The organism is Pseudoalteromonas obscura (assembly GCF_030135505.1).
In the GTDB taxonomy this organism is placed as follows: Bacteria; Pseudomonadota; Gammaproteobacteria; order Enterobacterales; family Alteromonadaceae; genus Pseudoalteromonas; species Pseudoalteromonas obscura.
The window spans coordinates 106,121-125,065 of the sequence record NZ_JASJUT010000012.1 but is presented as its reverse complement, the minus strand read 5'-3'; the positions used below and the strand labels follow the sequence as shown (position 1 = coordinate 125,065).

Below are 18,945 nucleotides of genomic sequence, written 5' to 3'. Positions count from 1 at the left end.
CTTAAAATACGACATGGGGGCGGTGTTTTTATGACCCCAAAGGTGCGCAAATTTTAACTTGGTAAGCGCTCAGTAACATCCGAGCGAGGGTGGATATATTTACCGGAATATTTATCGACTGTGTCGAGCGATATCGTGGCTTCTTGATACAGTGAAGAGCCGTTATTGCCGCAGTTGAGTCCTTGTTAATTTTGCCATGCCCATGTACAGATACACCGGGGGATATACCCTGAATCGCTTTATTTACGTTGTCTGTGTTAAATGTAAAAAGACGTATCACGGCATCCATGGTTGCTAGCATCGCTAGGCGAAACAGTACAGCCGCGCTTTGACCTCGCTGTTGTTTCAAATACCACTGTTTTAGTTGGCTATACATGGATACCATTAACTACGCCTATCTACTCACTTAAGCTTGTAACTTATGACGTTGTATTTTTCCTGACGGCGTACGCGGGAACGCATCAATGAATGTGATGGTTTCGGGGCAATACTGTGCGTCGATTGTCATTTTTATATGTTCTTTGAGACTGATTTCTAATTCAGAATGGTCGCATTCAGCAGACTTATTCAAAATGACATGTGCGTGGATCGATGATTTTGCTCGATCTTGTACCACCGCACATTCCGCAACTATGTCATGGGTAGACAGTGCATTTTCCAATTCCAGCAAATTAAGACGTCCAGAACCTGTGATAACTTCGTTTTCAGCTCTACCATGAAACCAGTAATGTCCTTGTTCATCCCTGAGCACACAATCATCGGTGACATTCCAGCCATTGATCACGTAATTCTTTTGTCGCTCGTCTGAGAGGTAGCGACAACCTAGTGGACCGCGAACTGCGAGTAACCCAACTGTATTGATGGGCAACTCCTGGCCATTTTTGTCAACGACCTTCGCTTCGTAACCGTAAATTGGCTTGCCTATTCGGCCTCGCTGTATGTCATCAATATCTGGACCTAAGAAGAGAAACAGCATCTCGGTACTGCCGATGCCATGGAAAAGCGCAATGCCAGTCTTATCTTTCCATGACTGCCAAATGGAAGGCATAACGTGCTCACCGCTGGCAGTACAAAACCTCAAACTGGAAATGTCGTAATTGTCACATTGCGCTTCCATGGCTTGGTAGGCCTGTGGTGAGGTAAACATTAAAGTTGGGCGATGACGTTCGATATTCTCTAGTAACTCAATAGGCGTTGGGCCTTCCAATAACACTGTTGAAGCCCGGCAGTAGAGCGCGGAAAGTAATAGTGAACCTAGGCCAAATCCAAACGCCAGCGAAGGGCTACCTATTAAGCGGTCATTTTCAGTGATTTTAAAAACACGTTGTCCCGCAGCCTGACACGCGATCAACATGTCGCGGTGATAATGAATGACCGCTTTGGAATTATCGGCGGTAGTCCCTGAAGAAAAGCCAATCAAGCAGCAGTCATCTGCTGCCGTCTCTACATTGTGAAACTCGGTAGATTGGCGATTTAATTTTTCGTGATCTGACAGTTTGGCATCGAAAGCGGTAACTTCGCTGAGCATATCCGTCATGTTTTTAACTGTGGTGAAACGTTCTTCAAACCTGTCATCACATAAAGCGACTTTAATCTCAGCTTTGTGCACCACTTTGACAATTCTTTCTGGCTCAAGGGTCGGTATGACGGCCACTGTCACCGCGCCAGCCTTAACAATACCCAGCCAGCAAGCAACCATCATGATGTTGTTTGGCGAGTACAGTAATACCCGATTACCAGGTTTTACGTCTAATTCGTTCACCAAGTAGTTGGCGACTTGGTTGGATTTATCCAGCAGTGCTTGGTAAGTATAAGATTCATCGGCAGTAATGACTGCGACTTTATCGCCATAACCTTCTGCTACCGCATTATCCAGCATTTCAGTCACACAGTTTAGGTTCTCAGGTAAATCGAATTTATCTAAGTTTATGATATCTGGCAGGTCTTTTTCATCAGGGCTATTCTCTTGAATAAAGTTATCACGATAGTCCAGCTCTTTATTGTTCATTATTATGTTCCAGTCCAAAAGTTTGTTTGTTCTTAATTTTTCTCTTGCACATCGCAGGTTAATAAAGTGTATTTTTATTTGTGGTACTGACTTATCCTGCGCAGCGCTGGTTAGCAAAATGTGTTGCAATGTTTGTTTGGTTAAATGGGTGTGTGTACATGTGGCATTCGTTAATGCGATGTGTTTTACACAGCGGTGGATAGCCGCCTGAGTGAACCTGTAATAGCCACTTAACCAAATTAAAATCATTATATTACAATTGCTTAGTCTTATTTGGTGTTACCCGTTTCGGATCATTGCATATACTTCGTCTGGGGATACCCGTTTCATATCAAATACCTTTTTACTCATCCCAGCGAGAATATCTGGGGTATCAGCTTCTATACCCTGCAATGCCTCTAGTACGAGCTCATTTGCACTCATCTTGCCTGTGCCTCGCCCTTTGGTCATATCTGTATCGACCAAAGGCGGAACAACCTCATAAACTTTGACTGTGGTGCTTTCCAATTGGTAGCGCAGCGCTTTTGTGAACATGCGAAATGCGGCCTTTGAGGCGCAATAAACGGGTGCAGACTGCTTTGGAACGGCTGCGAGTAGGGATGTGACATTGACAATTGCCGCCTCACGCTGTTGCAAAAGTACAGGCAGCATGCGGTCAATCAGTTTCATTTGTGACGTCACATTGGTATTCATTTCTTCATCGATCAGGTCAATGTGACTCTCTAGTTGTGTAAAGCTGTAGTTCTTTTGAATGCCAGCATTATTGATAAGCATATCGAGATCTGGGTGATGAATATGAATATACTCAACCAACTTTTTCTGTTCTTCATCTTTGGTGAGATCACATTGAAAGTAATCAATGTTGGGAAGCTCTTTTTGTATTGATTTTAGTTTATTTAGATTGCGGCCGCAGATGACTATGTTATTCGAGCGTTTAGCAAGTTCTCGAGTAAATTCCAGGCCAATACCAGAGCCTCCTCCGGTGATTAATACTTTTTTTCCTGATAAATCCATGATGACTACCTAATACTTTCCTTACAATTTTCTTTGTATTTAAAATCCTTTCTTTCGGCACATCTAAAAGATGTTATTTAAAAGCCTATAGGACTATTTATTATCAAAGTAAGACTTAAGTTATACTCGGCTGATATTGGGTTCAGAGAGTTGGTTTTATAATTTTCTATTGGTTTATTAATTCAGTGAATTGATCGATACTATCCGCCGATATCTCTTTAAACCTATTCTGTAGCTGTCTGATGCAGCTGTGCTGCGCGTCATAGGTAACGTTATTTATACTAGCGACTGCGCGTAAACCAATCATGGCGTTACTAATAAAGCAGTATTCGTATTTTTCAATTTCATTTATTTTTATTGCGGACTCTATGACCTTGTAATTAGCAGATTTTGCGCTCTCTATTAGCAATTTTCTTGTGATACCGGGTAAAATTCCCGTTTGTATCGATGGGGTTACAAGGTTATTGCCAGTACCAAAAAATATATTCCACGTTGCGCCCTCAGTTACTATGTTATCGCACAACATAAGTGCATCTTGCGCGCCCGCATTCTGGGCTTCAACTCGCGCTTTTAGATTGGCAATGATGTTTGATGTTTTTTGTAAAGGACACGTACGCTGCGCTTCAATAGTTGCGATCTTGATAGGTGTAGCATTGATACGTTCAACTTTTCTCCCAGTGACCAAGATATTGAATTTCTGAAAATCCCCTGGGTTTGATAGGGAAAAGTTTGCAGGAAAAATAGTGACGCGAACACCACCATAGTAGCCTGCGTCTTGCTGATCCAAAAAAGCCAAAATATTTTTTAATATTTCTCCTTCATTTGGACTTTTTCCAAAGATTGCCAATGAGTCACCGATCAAGCGCTGCAAGTGGAACGTCAGGCCTTTTACTTTCCTGTCTTCGACTAAAAAGCTAGTGAAACAAGCATAACCATATAAAGCCAGAGACAGGGTATCTGGATCTGGATGCAATGTGTTTTCATTTAGTATTGTTGTCATAAAATGCCTGAAAATAGCTGCTACGAGACAGTGCCATGTTTTATTTTTTAGTGATTACTTAAGTTTCAGGTTAATCCTATTACCTAACGATTTTGAGATATATTAAAAATTTATCCGGCTAAAACCGTTAGGCAATGAACCTCAAAACGACGCAATATGCTGTACTTCTATTCGACAGCTTCCAAAGCTTCTTCTAAATTGAAAATCTTCAATTTATTGCCATTCACTTCGCTGCGAATATTGTCACTTGCTCCACCGAAAAATTGCCATAGAGGTTTTAGCAATGCTTCTGTTTTGAGCATGATCTCATTAAATTCGGCATCAGGTTGAGATAGGTATGTGATAGCACCACCTGCACCAAAACGCACTTTGTCTCCGTCATAGGACAAGGTTCTGATACCAATATTGAGATCTGCTACTCGGTTGTAGCCTAAGTAGCCAATTGCACCACAGTAGACACCACGAGCACTTTTTTCCAAGTCATCAATGATTTCCATGGTTCTTAATTTGGGAGCTCCGGTGATCGAACCGCCGGGGTAAGTTACCCTAATTAAATCCATTAAACTTTGATCATCTGCTAAATCTGATTCCACCGTGCTGACCATCTGGTGTACGGTTTTATAACTCTCAATACCCATTAATACGGGGACTTTCACGGAGTTCTGCTTTGAAACACGGTTTAAATCATTACGCATCAAATCGACAATCATAAGATTTTCTGCGCGATCTTTTCGTGATTCTGACAACTGTTTGGCTAACGCCTTATCTCGCTCTGGATTTGATGAGCGCTTGCAGGTACCTTTGATAGGTTTTGCTTGCACACGTCCCTCAGACGATACAGATAAAAACCTCTCTGGTGACGTACTCAAAATGGAGGTGCTGTCACTTTGAATAAAGGCACCAAATGGGGCTGCATTGCCTTTACGCATATTTTTGTACAGATCATAGGGGTTAAAATCTGCTTTAAATGAAAAGTGGTTTGTTAAGCATACTTCGTAAGAGTCACCTTCAACGATGGAGTCCTGAGAACGTTTGATTGCCGATATGTACTCATCGTAGCTGGCGTCCATTTCTAGCTCTAATTCATCCATCAAAACTTTTGAAGTGGGTAATTCTTTATGCCTGCTTAATTCAACTTTGTTTATTTTTCCTTCCATGGTTTCTAACCAAAGTTGAGCTATATGGCGTTCATCAGGCGCGGTGTTGGCCACCAAATAAACTTCATTTGTGTGATGATCGAATCCAATGAATTGGTCAACATGCATCCAAATCATGTCTGGGATGTTATTTTCAAACTGTTTGCTCGCACCAAAAAGGGCTTTCATTTCATAGCTAAAATAGCCAACTAGGCCACCTACAAAACTGAAAGGTAAGGCTTCTGTACCTTCAACCTTTGTCGATGACAGCAGCTTATCCATCTCTTTTAGCTTGGTATGGCCTTGCGCAAAGTCTTTATCATCTTCATTAATTTTATAATTGATGATTTGATCTTGATTAACACAGCCCATAAAAGAAAAACGAGATTTTGAATCAGATAAAGATTGGCTATCTAACCAAAAGCTGTGTTTTTCTTTTGCAAAAAGTGAAGAAAAAATGTCTTCAGGCGCACTTTTTAAACGCAGTTTTTTACTGATTATTTGTTTTGTTTCTGATTTTTTTTCAGGCTTGGGTTCTATTTTTTCAATGTTATTTAAATCCAGTTTAGCCGGAACTTGAATGCGCGCTTTTTTATTATGTTCGTGCGCCAAGTCTCTAAAGTTGGTGATCAACTGATGACCGTTTTCAGTAAGAATAGATTCTGGATGAAATTGCACGCCCCACTTAGGTAGTGTTTTATGCCTCAGACCCATAATAATGCCGCAGTCCGTTGAAGCCGTTTGGATTAAATCTCCATTTTTTGGCAGCTCAACCATCAATGAGTGGTAACGTACGACCTCAAAGTTTGGCGATATATTGGCAAACATAGGGTCATTTTCATGAACAACATTTGAAGTTCGACCATGGTATGGCACAGGGCAATGCAGAATTCGACCGCCGTGTTGGTGTGCAATACCTTGAAAACCGAGGCAAACACCAAACACCGGAATGTCATTTTGAGCTACCGCATTTCGTGATATTTGAAAATCAGTTTGTTTGGTAACACTACCGGGCCCTGGTGATACTACAATACAATCAAAATCCATTGACTGAGATACTTCATCCCAAGAATATTGGTCATTGCGTATTACCGTTGGCATTTCACCAAAAGTTTCCCCAATATAATCAGCAAGGTTATATGTAAAAGAATCATAGTTATCAATAAGAAGACAGTGCAAAATTAGATACTCCTTTATTTACGTTGTTACATTTATTTTTTTATTATTTTAAAGTTATTGTTTTTATTTTATTTTTAGGGGCAGGAGAAATGCCATGTCCTTTCATCACTCCTACACACTAAACAAGTACTATGCACATTCTTAAATACGGTCAAAAAACTCCAATCGAAAAGCTCGCTTTTCAAAAAATATAGAAGCTTGATTAATACCCAGCATTAATTTATTGAACTTACTATTAATGAAAGTCTCTGACACAAATGCAAACTAATTAAAATCAATGGCTTAGCTTATAGGTCCACACTTTTTTCGCTGTAATTTGCCTGAGAATAAGCATTGATATTGTGAAAAATCTTGCAATCATCACTCAGTTAAAACCACCTCATTAGCGCCAATAGCTGACGGTAAAATAGTTGACCAGAAGTACCTTACCTCCTTCAACTGTCACAACTGACAGTTGCAGTTATCGCCCAGATTACTGAAGATTTTGCTTCAATAAAAACGCTGTTCATGACCACTCAGGTGCAGCTTTTTAAGCGATATTTGCTTTGATGCTGCTAAATTAATTTATTCTTTTGTTCAGGATAATAGGAAGATTAATGTAGCACCTACTTGATAAGGATGACAACCCGTAATTTTATTTTTGTATGAAATTTTTAATCTAGAGTTTTTTATTATTTTTGATAATTGTTTTGGAAATGTGGATGTTTGTTGTTTGTTTTTATCTTGGCTTGAACTCGATTTTTTCTCTATGGTTTTGGCGCTCTGCTCTCTGTTTTTTAAGTGGTGGCTTTCTATTCTTTAGATGTTTTTATGGCGTGTTTTTACGTCAATATCAACGTTCTTTTTAAGATGTTTTTATATTATTGAATTGATTTTTTTGATTAATAATGTTTGATTTTAAGGTGTTGATTTTAATTGCTTTTTATTTTTTGTTTTAGCTTTTTACTTTGTTCTTTTTTTGTATAGTTTTTCCTTTGTTTATTTTGAGCTTTTGAAATTGATTTTTGTGTTTTTTGGTTTTTTGTTTTGTGTGGTTTTTAGGTGTTTTAATTGAGTCTTTTTGGTGTGTTTAAAATCAGGTTTTTTGCAATGAAATAAGGTGTGTTTTTGTTGCTTATTGTTGCGTGTGTGTGGTGTTTATTTTGACTTTAATAAGTTGGAATAAAAAATTAAAAAGGGAATATCTTAGTATACCTCGTGTCCTTATAGGGGTTGAAAAATTATCCTAAAGCGGTACTATGCATGTTTATTTAACAACGGGGCCATAAATACTTAACCGTCACGCGAAGTTGTTAATGGGGATCTGTGGTTATGCAAGCTTGTTAATGGATATTGTTATATTGCGGATAAATGAAGGATAGCGTTTGTAGGTACTGAAAGGTGCTAATTAAGGAGTTGATTATGATAAAAACTAAAAAACATCAATTTTTAATAATGACACTCAGTGTGTCAGTAGCGACACTATGTGTATCATGTGTATCTGGCTTGTCGGAAAATCCAACGAAAAGCACTGAGTCTAGTGCTGATGCGTTAGTAAGCATAACTCCAGAGCCGGACGTAGATGCATTAGAGCGTTTAGGTAAGCACGTTTTTTTCGATGAGATCTCATCGCCAGATGGACAGTCTTGTGCATCATGCCATGCACCTGAAGCAGGTTGGACATCACCAGATGCTGAAATTAATGCGGGGTCAATTGTCGTACCGGGAGCCGTGTCACACCGTACAGGTAATCGCAAACCTCCTACGGTAGCTTATACCAGTAGCGCTAAGAACTTTGGCGTGTCGCAGTTTGCTTGGGGTCCAGAAGAGTGCGAAAAAGAAAAGTATGGCTGGCTGTGTCAGGGCGGACTGTTTTGGGATGGTCGCGCTACCGGCTTTATGGTCGGTATGGAAGTGTTCGACGGTTCTTCAGATGAAGTAAAAGCTGCCTATAAACGATTCCTCGGGCCACTTGTTGATCAAGCGTTGGGGCCATTTTCCAATGATGTGGAGCACAATGTGCCTGATGGCAATGACAACGACATGCCAGGGGCCGAGTTTGTTTGTCGTCATGTGGCAAAATCAGAGTATGCGCGTTTGTACGAGCAAGCTTGGAAAGAGAAAATCGACTGTGAGCAAACAGGTGTAGATATCAGCTTTAAGCGTATTGGTGTGGCTCTTTCGGCATGGCAGCAATCAGATGAAGTTAACTCCTATAGCTCTAAACGTGACTTTGCAGTGATGAATGATAATGATGATACGCCGGGTGTCTCTCCATATTCAGAGTTTACCGATTTAGAAAACCTTGGTAACGATTTGTTCTGGGGATTAAAAACCAAACTGAACCCCACAGGAAAGGATGCTCAGTGCGCTGAATGCCACAACAGTGAAGCACGAGACTCCGTCGGTAACGAATTACATAACCAATTCACCGACAATACGTTCAATCACCTTACTTTGCCACCTAACTATGAGGCATCAAACTTTGATCCTGATCGACCGGATGTTGGTCTTTCTGAGCACACAAGTAAGACACCGCTTACAAGTGGCCATGCTGGTCACTTCCGTACGCCTACTGTTCGTAATGTTGATATGAGATCAAGCGATGGGTTTACAAAAGCCTTTATGCACAATGGTTATTTTAAAAATTTAGAAGACATTGTTCATTTCTATAATACGTCTTTGACGAAAGTCGATCCAATCAAGTGTCCTGCAGGGACAACTGCAAAACAGGCGCGAGAGAGAGACTGTTGGCCTGAGCCTGAAGTGAATACGTCAAACTCCGCGAGTAGTGAAATCATTGATTTGATGGGAGACCTCGGTCTTACCGAAAAAGAAGAAGCGGCACTGGTCGCGTATTTGAAGACCTTGACAGACACCAAAACGGTTCAGCCACCGACACTAGCTGGTCAAGATTAAGCGTGTCTATCACTGACCTCAGTCTAAAAACTTGGAGTAAGCACGTTGCACAACAACGTGCATTCCCTAATATAGGTATTTGGCGATCGGTGATTAAAGTGAGTTGGGTAAACCAGCTTGTATAAAAATCGTCTCTCGTATTTTTTGAGAGACAACAAAAACCGCCGCAAGGTGGTTAATATAAAAATTGCTGTTAGCCAATTTGATTGATTAGATTTCAAGGAATGAATTACTTAATGAGCTTAGTGACTAAACTCATTGGGTATTCTTCCTTTATATCTCATCAGCTGTTTTGCCTCTCCGACTTAGTTGGATAGGCTTGAACACGAGTTAAGTATAAAGGGACTACCAAAGATGAATTTAACAACAATAACGATGAAAAAGCCGGCTGTAACGGCGGTTTTGATCGCGATTGTCGCTTTAATGGGGATTTTTTCTGTAGTGAAATTGCCCATTCAATTGCTTCCTGATATTGAACGCCCTCAATTATCAATACAAACGGCGTGGCGTACGGCGTCGCCAAAAGAAATGGAATCAGAAATTGTCGTACCAATCGAGCGGGTATTGGAGGGCATGTCTGGGTTAGAAGAGTTGAATGTCAGCACCAGTACCGGGGTTGCCAGAATGAACCTGACTTTCTCCATTGGCACAGACATGCAAAAAGTGATGGTTGATGTGATTGGTCGAATGAATCGACTCGATCCCCTGCCGCGCGATGCAACCCAACCTCAGATCCGACTGGGTGGCGGTGCGCCAGCATTGACATTTTTCTTTCTTCAGTCTTTACCGGGCAACCCTAAACCGATCAGTGAATATCGCGTCTTTATTGATGATGTCATTCGACCCGTATTGATGGCCATTCCGGGTGTAGGTAATGTCGAAGTGCGCAGCGGTGCAGGTAGCGATCAAGAATTACAAATTACCATAGACCCTCATCGCGCCGCTCAGCTGGGTTTGAGCATCCCTGAGTTAGCTCGATTACTCGGCCGTGCAAACGACGTATCGGGTGGGCTTGTCGATCTTGGAAGACGTCAATATACACTGCGCATGACGGGCCGTTACGATCCCAGTACACTGCCAGATCAAATTATTGATTGGCATGAAGGTCAAGCGATTAAACTCGGTGATATTGCCACAATAGAGGTTGCAGATGGCAGGCGTACCAATCTTGCGGTACAAAATGGTAACCCGGCGATTAGTATTCGAATTGATCGCGAACCCGGCGCAAATGTCCTAACGACACTCAATTTAGTGAAAGCAGCGGTTGATGAGCTTCGCCAAGGTGTTTTAAAAGAAAACCAATTAACCATGGAGCAGTCTTTCGACTCTTCAGTATTTATTTATCGTTCAATCAATTTACTGTCCAGTAACCTTGGGTTTGGCGTGCTATTGTCCATCGGTATTTTATGGCTGTTTTTACGAAAGCTTAGAGCAACCATGATCATTGCAGTGGCGATCCCGTTGTCATTGCTGGCCACTTTCACAGTGCTAAAGCTGATGGACCGCAGTTTTAATGTGATTTCATTGGCGGGCTTAGCATTTGCTGTGGGTATGGTTGTAGATGCATCGATAGTGGTGTTGGAAAATATTATCCGGTTGCGAGAGCAAGGCAAAGACCGTTTTACAGCTGCTGTACAAGGTGCAACGCAAGTATGGCCAGCACTGTTAGCCTCTACAGCTACTACTGTCGCCATATTTATACCTGTGCTGTTCTTAGAAGATGTGGAGGGGCAGCTGTTTGGTGATTTGGCTTTAACCATCGCGATTGCAGTGTGTTTTTCTTTATTGGTTGCGCTGACAATCACGCCGCTGTTGATGAATCGTTACGTCTCAGATAAAGATCTCTCAAGTGCTGACCATTTACACGCGCTGTGGAATCGTATCACTCGTTGGGTTATGAACTTAACGTCTAGCCCGATGCGAAGAGCGATATTAACCGTTGTGTTGATCGGTGTGCCTGCTTCGGTTTCTTGGCTCGCATTACCAAAAATTGACTATTTACCGCCGGTCAAACAAGACAGTGTAGATGCTTTTTTAATGTTCCCACCTGCGACGAATATCACGACGCTAGAGCGAGATGTTGTCAACGTTATGATAGAGCGTTTACAGCCTTATTTAAATGGTGAACGAGAGCCTGCTTTGAAAGACTATTACATCATGGTCTTCCCTGATGGCGGCGGTAATATGGGGGTGATCGGTCAAGATTTATCTCAGGTCAACGAAATTAAATCCTTAATCAGAAATGAGATTTTGGCCGATTTACCTGATTTGGTTGGTTTTCCTAATCAACGGAGCTTGTTTGGCCGATTAGGCGGAAGCCGCAGTGTGCCGATCCATATTCAAATCAAAGACCCACAAGAACTCGATAGAGTTGCGAGGATAGCCACTGACTTAGTAAAAGAAGCAATGCCAAAAGCGAGAGTTCGCGTACATCCAAGAAGGCAAAGTGCAGAGCCAGAAATACGTGTTACGCCTATGGATGCGCGTCTAGCTGAGCAAGGCTGGAACCGCACAGATCTTGGCTTGTTGGTGAGTACGCTCGGTAATGGAGCCTATGTTGGGGAATACTTTGATGGTGAAAAACGACTCGATATTATAGTTAAAACAGCACCTTGGGATAGCCCAGAAAGTTTGGCAGATACCCCTGTGATCACATCGACAGGCAACCTAGTTACGCTCAATCAGCTGGGGAGTGTTGAACGTACTGTGAGCCCGGGCAGGGTGCTGAGAGTGGATGGCCGTAGAACGATCACGTTGGAAGTTATGCCACCACAAGATCAAACGCTTGAAGAAACACTCGACATTTTGCAAGGGCAGGTTGAACCCAGTATCCGTGCAGTACTACCAGAGGATGGCAATATAATCTATGGCGGCAGCGCTGATAACTTGCGTCAGGCAGTGCTGACGCTCGGTCAGAACTTCTTGTTTGCCATTGGCTTGTTATTCTTATTAATGAGTGCGCTATTTCGTTCAGTGAAGGATAGCTTCCTCGTTGTCTTGGCGATGCCTTTGGCTATGGTGGGCGGTATTGTTGCGTTACAAGCTATCAGCTCAATCACTTATCAGTCGCTGGATTTATTGACCATGATTGGGTTTGTGATTTTACTCGGCTTAGTTGTGAACAATGCGATTCTATTGGTGCATCAAACTCGTATGGGAGAGCGCTCAGGGTTGGATCGCCATCAAGCTGTTGAGCGCGCATTGCAGCTACGCTTACGACCTATTTTCATGAGTACGTCTACCAGTATCGTCGGCATGCTGCCTCTATTAGCAATTCCTGGTGATGGCAGTGAAATCTACCGAGGCTTGGCTGCGGTCATTGTTGGTGGCATGACCATTAGTTCGGTCTTTACTTTATTGTTATTGCCTTGCTTGTTGCGTATGGGCAAAGGTTTAGCGCCGGTTACGGATGACGCAAACGATGAACCGCGGGCGTCTTTGTCTCAGTCGTGAAGACAGAATTAAAGTTAGCTGTGGATTGGGTTAGGGCCTGATCCCAGTATAAATCAAAGTATTGGATTCAAATTAGGTAAGTAAGTAATGCAGAAGATTTTTAAACATAAAATTTTTGGGCAACAGGCACTGAGCTGCGGGCTGGTGTTATTGATGATGTTATCGACGACATCAGTGCTCGCAAATAATAATGCGAAAGCGAAACCAAAAGGGGTTGCAGTAGATGTGGCAACAGCAAAGTTGCAGGAAGTTGCGCCAGCCACATGGTTGTCTGGGGATTTAATTAGCTTAGTCGATTCAAGGATAGCCACTGAAGTTGCTGGACATCTGTTAAATATTGCTGAGGTAGGGCAGCGCGTTAAAAAAGGTGATGTATTGGCAACACTCAACGATCGCTTATTGCGACTGCGCCTGCGAGATAATTTAACGACTGTAGAGCGACTCAAAGCCCATCTGAGTTACTTGTCGCGTCAAATCACACGAGAGAAAAAACTAGCAGAGCAAAATAGTACTTCACAGTCAGAGCTAGATAGATTGGAAATGGAGCGAGATATGAGTCGCCAAGATTTAGCGGCTGCAGAGATTCAAGTCGAGCGCACTCGATACTTGGTTGAGCAGTCTCGGATCGTGGCGCCATTTGATGGTGTGGTTGTCGAGCGCTTGGCTCAGCTCGGTGAATACCTTTCCGAAGGGCAAGCGTTATTGCGCTTTGTGAATGTCGATGAAAAGGAAATTACGCTGCGTGCACCGATCCATCTGTACGACAACTTAACTTTAGGGGCACGTGTTCAGTTGCAACCCGCTCAGGCAGAAGCCATGTCAGCGCCTAAATTGGGTGTGATAGAGCGTGTGATCCCTGTTGGTAACACACGCTCACGTATGCTGGAAGTACGGATCAAACCAGATTCACCGGATTGGGTGATTGGTGAAGCGGTTAAAGTCCAGTTGCCAAGTGGTGCAGCTGAAAATCAAGTCACTGTGCCGCGAGACGCGCTGGTATTGCGACAAAATCAAATTTTTGTTTATACCGTTGATGCCGAAGGAAAAGCACTTCGAGTGCCAGTGAACCTTGGCACCAGCACCGACGACTATATTGTGGTTAAAGGCAATATAAGTGATGGCGATACCGTCATTGTTCGAGGTGCGGAACGGGTTCGCCCAGGGCAATTGGTGCGACCGCTCCTTTAATCGCTAAAAACTGGCACCTCGATGAATGACATCACCTCGAAGTGCCTCTTTAGTGCTTTTGCAAAAGCGCATTTTGGGCCTGTATATACAAGCTAACACATACCGCGAGGCGGCAAGTGTCGTTATTTAAAACTAACCAGAGGAAAGCATATCAACAGAGTCAGTATTGATACAGTTTGACAAAGTAAAAGCGCATTGGTGAATGAGGAAGTGATGCCGCAAAGTAAATGTTGGTAGCGCAGCGTTAGTCAAGATCACACTGGCCGTTAAAGAACTTTTAGAAAATATGCTAGGTCATCAGTGACGATGCACCTAGAGATGAACCCACTAGAACCGGGTTAATTGATGGGCTCGAAAATTAAGCAATAAACTAAAACATCCAAGGATTTTTATTTTTTGAATACAAAGTAACTGGGAATGAGGAACTACTTTTCTTCGTATGAGGTGACCGAGATATTGTGTGACGTCGAGCGAAGTTTAAGTCGAGTTATTTTCAAAAAATATGACAAAAATATAATTATAAAAGGTGGATATTATGAAGGCGATGGTTTTCCCTGGACAGGGATCCCAAGAGGTTGGGATGGGAGGGGAACTGTTTGATGAATTTGTCGATTATGTGCGTGTTGCAGATGATATTTTAGGATATTCAATCAAAGAGTTGTGTTTAGTCGATCCAAACAACGTTTTGTCCAAAACACAGTACACTCAGCCTGCTCTTTATGTGGTGAATGCGTTGCACTACTTAAAGAGCAAGCAAGAGTTGAGCGAAAAAGTCGATTTCTATGCTGGACACAGTTTGGGCGAATATACCGCACTGTTTGCTTCGGGCGCATTTAGCTTTGAAACGGGATTACGATTAGTAAAAAAACGTGGCGAGTTGATGAGCACGGCGAAGAATGGGGTGATGGCTGCGGTCATTGGTTTGAATAAAGTACAAATCCACGATGTATTAAAAACAAACTCCCTAAATAATATTGATGTCGCTAACTACAATGGTCCAGTGCAAACAATTATATCGGGCCTATTACATGACATTGAATTTGCAAAAAGCGCATTTGAAGCGCGTGGCGCCAAATTTATTAAGTTGCCAGTGAGTGCCGCTTTTCACTCTAGATACATGAAAACTATCGAGGCAGCTTTTGGTCATTACTTGCAGCAATTTACTTTTGGTTCACTCTCAGTACCCGTTATTTCAAATGTAACGGCCAAACCTTACCAAGCAGATTCCATTGCTGAAAATCTAACTAAGCAAATAAGCAGCCCAGTCCACTGGGTAGATTCTATAAGTTATATCAATGCAACTGACCAATGTGACTTTGAGGAAGTTGGTCCAGGAAATGTGTTGAGCAAACTAATTTCATCCATATCAAATAAAGAGAATAATAAGGAAGTAGCATAATGGATAAAGATATACATATTATTGGCGCCGGTATTTCTGGACTAGGTAGTGCACACTTTTTAAAGAAGAGTGGCTTTTCTTCAACAGTATATGAATCAGAAGGGCAGCCCGGTGGGCGTGCTGGATATGAAAAGCTTGAAGATGGCTACTTTGAGACTGGCGGAAAAAACTTTGCTGAATCCTGGACTCATTTTTTTGAAATTGCCAATGACCTAAAAATGAATGAGCTAGACAAGCAACATCATGCCTTTAATATTATCATGAATGGCGAGCTCAAAACATTTCGTAAAACGATGGGCTTTGCCGAAGTTGTGACCATGATGAAAGATATCGGCATCACGGGAAGCTTGCAGTTCAAACGCATGATCAACTACAAGTTAAAGCATAAACATCAACTCAATTTCGACGAAGGTAAGCTGCTTGAGGTTGAAAAAGAGTACGATCACGCACCTATCACTGAGCACTTCCATGAGAAACTTTGCAAAGGGCCTCTGCGCATGTTCTCGATTATTATGGGTGGTGCCGAACCAGAAGAAACTTATTACTCTAATTTGCTGCATATCATGCCATTTGGTGTGGGTTCTTTACGTACATTTAGCAATACGATTGGAGAGTTCTTTGAAACGCTGGCGTCCAATCACGATGTACAATTAAATACACGCGTTAATAAAGTCCTAATTGAGGACAATAAGATAGCCGGGCTAATGGTGGAAAACCAAGATGGTGAGCAGCGTGTTGATGCGAGTAAAGTATTGGTAACTTTACCACTACACTTATTGCCGAACGTAATTGATCTACCTGAGCATGTAAAAGAAGCGATAAAACTGGTCAGGTATTTCCCTGTTGCCCTGATCAATGCAGAATATGAATCTGACATATTTACTGAAGACTGCCAGTCTATTATGTTTGACGACAGTTTCCATATCGGTCACTGTTCAGCGAACCGATCATATAAACTTAACTCAGTTCGCTTTACTATTGCCGGTAAAAAAGGGCGAGAGGCTTTGAAGCTCTCTGATGAAGAGTTAGTCAAACTGGCTGAATCCGAATTCTCGTCAATTCTTCCAATTAAATCTCCAAGAGTTCGCTACCATGTGAAAAGGCATATGGGCGGGTTATGCGCCTATGGTGCCAATCACTCTCAAGCGAAAAAAATCATCTGCGATTATGTTAAGAGCATTGAAGGCTTAGAGATTGCCGGTGACTACTTAGAGGGACACAATATGGGTTCCTGTCTATCAGCAGCTAAAAAAGCGGTGAACAACTTTACTCAGGCCTGACAAATCAGCCAGCTCTTTTCGAGTAGAGTGATCTAATCACACCGGGCACCTTAATCACTGACCATTTTAGTCAAGATTGAGGTGTCATCATGCGCCTTTAATTTAAGGGAAAGTTTAGATGATCCATTAACTTTAAATCTAAAAGGCTGACTTTTTTACTTTTACTCAGATGTGACTATGGAATCTACAGTTTTAAAGTTTGATCGCACGGCCAGAGCACTGCACTGGGTGTCAGCGGTGGTAATTATATGGGCCATGCTGTCAGGTATACTTGTGAGTTTTATACCTTCAACGGCTCAGTCTCAGACGACCTTTTTACAAGACGTAAAACAGGTCATTGCAGACTTTAACGTGTCTTTGACAATGTTATATATCCCATTTTTTATTTGGCGAGTGGCGCATGCGGTACGCACCAAAAAGCCGAGCTACAGTGAAACATTGCCAACTGCACAAGTCAAAGTGGCGCACCTTGCCCACATTTGTATGTACAACCTGATTGCAATACTGCTTGTTTCAGGTGTGTTGATGATGGATAGGCCATTCGGTATGTTTGGTTTGTGGAGTATGGAGCCTATTGTAACGGATAAGACTTGGCTGCTCTTTTATTTTACTATTCATAAGTACAGCAGCTATATATTGTTCGCATTTATTATTATGCACTTAGGTGCCTTGGTAAAACATCAATATTCAGGCAATCGCATCCTGCAACGCATGTGGTGACCGATATTGGTAAAGTTTAATGCATCAAAGCTGCAAAGCCTTGATGTTGGCTACTTTAATGGTGCGAGAGCCCATCTGGTGTGGGGAGGGTCAAGTTTTAAATTGACTCGTGCCCACCCACTTTAATCTACTCGCCTAAAATGAGCCCAGTACTCTCAACTTCTTAGTACACCTACGTTTGTTGAGGTAACACCATTACTGATTTTAAGATAATGATTAATATGCTTATTTTATAATCAAGCATCTACAGTGCTGTCTTAGCGCTCGAGCACTGCGCTTTTTACCGCAATGTCGAGTTGTAACACTCGACTGTTTAGTTACTACGGCTGTTTATATCTGGCGAGGCAACAACGCTTACCTTTTTGTACATCTTCTTTGTGGACGCTAACTCTAGTTAATTTTCGTCGTCAAAAAGCAGTGAAAACGCATTGTGCAGTATCAAAATTAAAACCATTGACAGTATATTGTATACAAAGTAGTGTGATTAAGAATTAGTCAAAGTTCAAAAAAACATAAAAGGAATCACTTATGAAGCTTAAACTAAACAAACGTCACCTAAAAAGTATGTCTCTTAATGGCAAGTCAGTAGGTATTGAAGCGACACCGCGTGTTGCTGGTGGTGGCCCAAACTCAGCATTTTGTGACACCCGAGACGAGTGCGATGGCACTAGGCTATGTACGGGCGGTCTGTGGACTTGTCGCGATTTTTCAATGAGAGATTGTTAATTTTACCAAGGTGGGCAGCTGGTATGTGATAGCAGCTGCTTTATGTAATGCAGAGTAAAGAAGCGATTTGTGCATTTACACTGTCGTTTTAGTGTGGGTAGAGCGCTATTGAAGCGTGATAAATAGCCCAGCAGTGTTGCAGATGAGCTATTGTGATTTATGTTAATTACAATAGGAGAACTGAGCAGTCCCTCTGGCTCCTTGCTGGCGATAAGTTTTGCATATTCCAGGTACTAAACTGGCCTGTGGCATAGCCATCAATACGAGAAGAAATGTCACACCGTCATTGCCGCGCGCTGCAAGCGGAATATTCGCTTGCATAAAGAAGTTATGAAAACTGTTGTTGTAAAGCAAGTATGCTTTGTTGCGATTCAATTCATCTATTATGTCAGCAATTTCCATTTCACAATCACCCACTTTTAGACCTTTTTGCTTCGCTCTGTCAACCAGTGCGACACGCAAAGTATCAAAGAAATACACCCTAGCAGACTCAATCGACTCAAGTGATACTTCTTGCTTAAGATGTTGTTCGTACGCTTGTTGGGCGACTTGGTTGAACATAGAAAATGCCCAAGAAGGCAACTTGAGTTTTAGAAAAGCCTTAACTCCTTCTATTGACTCGAAGACCGTATAGTGACTCTCGAGATTTTCACGAAATTCACTATCACCGCATTTATACATTAATTCAAAGGCCTCTGGTAAAGCGTCAGCACTTTCTGCATAGGTCGGAACAGCTGAAACCCCTAACAATAGAGCTGATAAAAGTTTTTTAGCCACCAATTTTCACTCCTTTTATCAATTTACCTTTGAGCGTCGTTTCATGGCCTTTGAGCGCGCTTTTGGCTCTTTTCCAGCTCATCTATCAATAGTGACTTTTACTGGTTGATACCGATATAACGTATTTCTTCAAGCCAAGTTGTTGAACTACTAAACGAGTATGAGTT

At 42.0% G+C, this 18,945-nt stretch carries 13 protein-coding genes; 7 read left to right on the top strand and 6 right to left on the bottom strand.

Translation table 11 applies throughout. The features are described from left to right. Window positions 1–28 precede the first annotated feature (28 nt). The 5 genes from QNM18_RS22170 to pabB all read right to left on the bottom strand — a co-directional run bounded on the left by QNM18_RS22170 (window position 29) and on the right by pabB (window position 6,337). Window positions 29–385: a hypothetical protein gene (locus tag QNM18_RS22170; protein WP_284138470.1), complete on the bottom strand. Its 357-nt coding sequence runs from the start codon at window positions 383–385 to the stop codon at window positions 29–31. 21 nt (window positions 386–406) lie between these two features. Next, the gene (locus tag QNM18_RS22165; protein WP_284138469.1) at window positions 407–2,008 is read right to left on the bottom strand and encodes an AMP-binding protein; all 1,602 of its coding nucleotides are present in this window, start codon (window positions 2,006–2,008) and stop codon (window positions 407–409) included. Window positions 2,009–2,287: 279 nt separating this feature from the next. Next, window positions 2,288–3,022 (bottom strand): SDR family oxidoreductase, encoded by a 735-nt coding sequence (locus QNM18_RS22160; protein ID WP_211012603.1) that lies wholly within the window; start codon window positions 3,020–3,022, stop codon window positions 2,288–2,290. 166 nt (window positions 3,023–3,188) lie between these two features. After that, window positions 3,189–4,022: an aminotransferase class IV gene (locus QNM18_RS22155; RefSeq protein WP_284138468.1), complete on the bottom strand. Its 834-nt coding sequence runs from the start codon at window positions 4,020–4,022 to the stop codon at window positions 3,189–3,191. A 167-nt stretch (window positions 4,023–4,189) separates the two neighbouring features. Next, window positions 4,190–6,337: an aminodeoxychorismate synthase component I gene (pabB, locus tag QNM18_RS22150; protein WP_284138467.1), complete on the bottom strand. Its 2,148-nt coding sequence runs from the start codon at window positions 6,335–6,337 to the stop codon at window positions 4,190–4,192. 1,401 nt (window positions 6,338–7,738) lie between these two features. Between pabB and QNM18_RS22145 the strand changes: the two genes are divergently transcribed. The 7 genes from QNM18_RS22145 (at window position 7,739) to QNM18_RS22115 (ending at window position 18,001) form a co-directional block, all read left to right on the top strand. Then, entirely contained in the window at window positions 7,739–9,235 is a 1,497-nt protein-coding gene (locus QNM18_RS22145; RefSeq protein WP_023398976.1) for a cytochrome-c peroxidase, read from the top strand. A 354-nt stretch (window positions 9,236–9,589) separates the two neighbouring features. Then, complete coding sequence (locus QNM18_RS22140) at window positions 9,590–12,688, top strand: efflux RND transporter permease subunit (RefSeq protein ID WP_284138466.1); 3,099 nt, start codon at window positions 9,590–9,592, stop codon at window positions 12,686–12,688. An 87-nt stretch (window positions 12,689–12,775) separates the two neighbouring features. Beyond that, window positions 12,776–13,876, top strand: coding sequence for an efflux RND transporter periplasmic adaptor subunit (locus tag QNM18_RS22135; RefSeq protein ID WP_211012599.1), 1,101 nt, complete (start codon window positions 12,776–12,778; stop codon window positions 13,874–13,876). A gap of 535 nt (window positions 13,877–14,411) precedes the next feature. Then, window positions 14,412–15,275: an ACP S-malonyltransferase gene (fabD, locus tag QNM18_RS22130; protein WP_284138465.1), complete on the top strand. Its 864-nt coding sequence runs from the start codon at window positions 14,412–14,414 to the stop codon at window positions 15,273–15,275. Beyond that, window positions 15,275–16,555 (top strand): protoporphyrinogen/coproporphyrinogen oxidase, encoded by a 1,281-nt coding sequence (locus QNM18_RS22125; RefSeq protein WP_211012597.1) that lies wholly within the window; start codon window positions 15,275–15,277, stop codon window positions 16,553–16,555. Before fabD ends, QNM18_RS22125 begins: the two co-directional genes overlap by 1 nt. A 177-nt stretch (window positions 16,556–16,732) precedes the next feature. After that, window positions 16,733–17,275, top strand: coding sequence for a cytochrome b/b6 domain-containing protein (locus QNM18_RS22120; protein ID WP_211012596.1), 543 nt, complete (start codon window positions 16,733–16,735; stop codon window positions 17,273–17,275). Window positions 17,276–17,803: 528 nt separating this feature from the next. After that, window positions 17,804–18,001, top strand: coding sequence for a hypothetical protein (locus QNM18_RS22115; protein WP_023398982.1), 198 nt, complete (start codon window positions 17,804–17,806; stop codon window positions 17,999–18,001). A 162-nt stretch (window positions 18,002–18,163) separates the two neighbouring features. Here the strand turns inward: QNM18_RS22115 and QNM18_RS22110 are convergent, their stop codons facing one another. Next, window positions 18,164–18,778, bottom strand: a complete 615-nt coding sequence (locus tag QNM18_RS22110) for a hypothetical protein (RefSeq protein WP_284138464.1) — start codon at window positions 18,776–18,778, stop codon at window positions 18,164–18,166. Window positions 18,779–18,945: the final 167 nt, after the last annotated feature.

Bases quoted from the DNA above. Each gene is read 5' to 3' on its own strand.
- QNM18_RS22125 (WP_211012597.1), top strand. From the start codon at position 15,275: ATGGATAAAGATATACATATTATTGGCGCCGGTATTTCTGGACTAGGT.
- QNM18_RS22120 (WP_211012596.1), top strand. From the start codon at position 16,733: ATGGAATCTACAGTTTTAAAGTTTGATCGCACGGCCAGAGCACTGCAC.
- QNM18_RS22155 (WP_284138468.1), bottom strand. From the start codon at position 4,022: ATGACAACAATACTAAATGAAAACACATTGCATCCAGATCCAGATACC.
- QNM18_RS22140 (WP_284138466.1), top strand. From the start codon at position 9,590: ATGAATTTAACAACAATAACGATGAAAAAGCCGGCTGTAACGGCGGTT.
- QNM18_RS22145 (WP_023398976.1), top strand. From the start codon at position 7,739: ATGATAAAAACTAAAAAACATCAATTTTTAATAATGACACTCAGTGTG.
- QNM18_RS22170 (WP_284138470.1), bottom strand. From the start codon at position 385: ATGGTATCCATGTATAGCCAACTAAAACAGTGGTATTTGAAACAACAG.
- fabD (WP_284138465.1), top strand. From the start codon at position 14,412: ATGAAGGCGATGGTTTTCCCTGGACAGGGATCCCAAGAGGTTGGGATG.
- QNM18_RS22135 (WP_211012599.1), top strand. From the start codon at position 12,776: ATGCAGAAGATTTTTAAACATAAAATTTTTGGGCAACAGGCACTGAGC.
- QNM18_RS22160 (WP_211012603.1), bottom strand. From the start codon at position 3,022: ATGGATTTATCAGGAAAAAAAGTATTAATCACCGGAGGAGGCTCTGGT.
- QNM18_RS22115 (WP_023398982.1), top strand. From the start codon at position 17,804: ATGAAGCTTAAACTAAACAAACGTCACCTAAAAAGTATGTCTCTTAAT.
- QNM18_RS22165 (WP_284138469.1), bottom strand. From the start codon at position 2,008: ATGAACAATAAAGAGCTGGACTATCGTGATAACTTTATTCAAGAGAAT.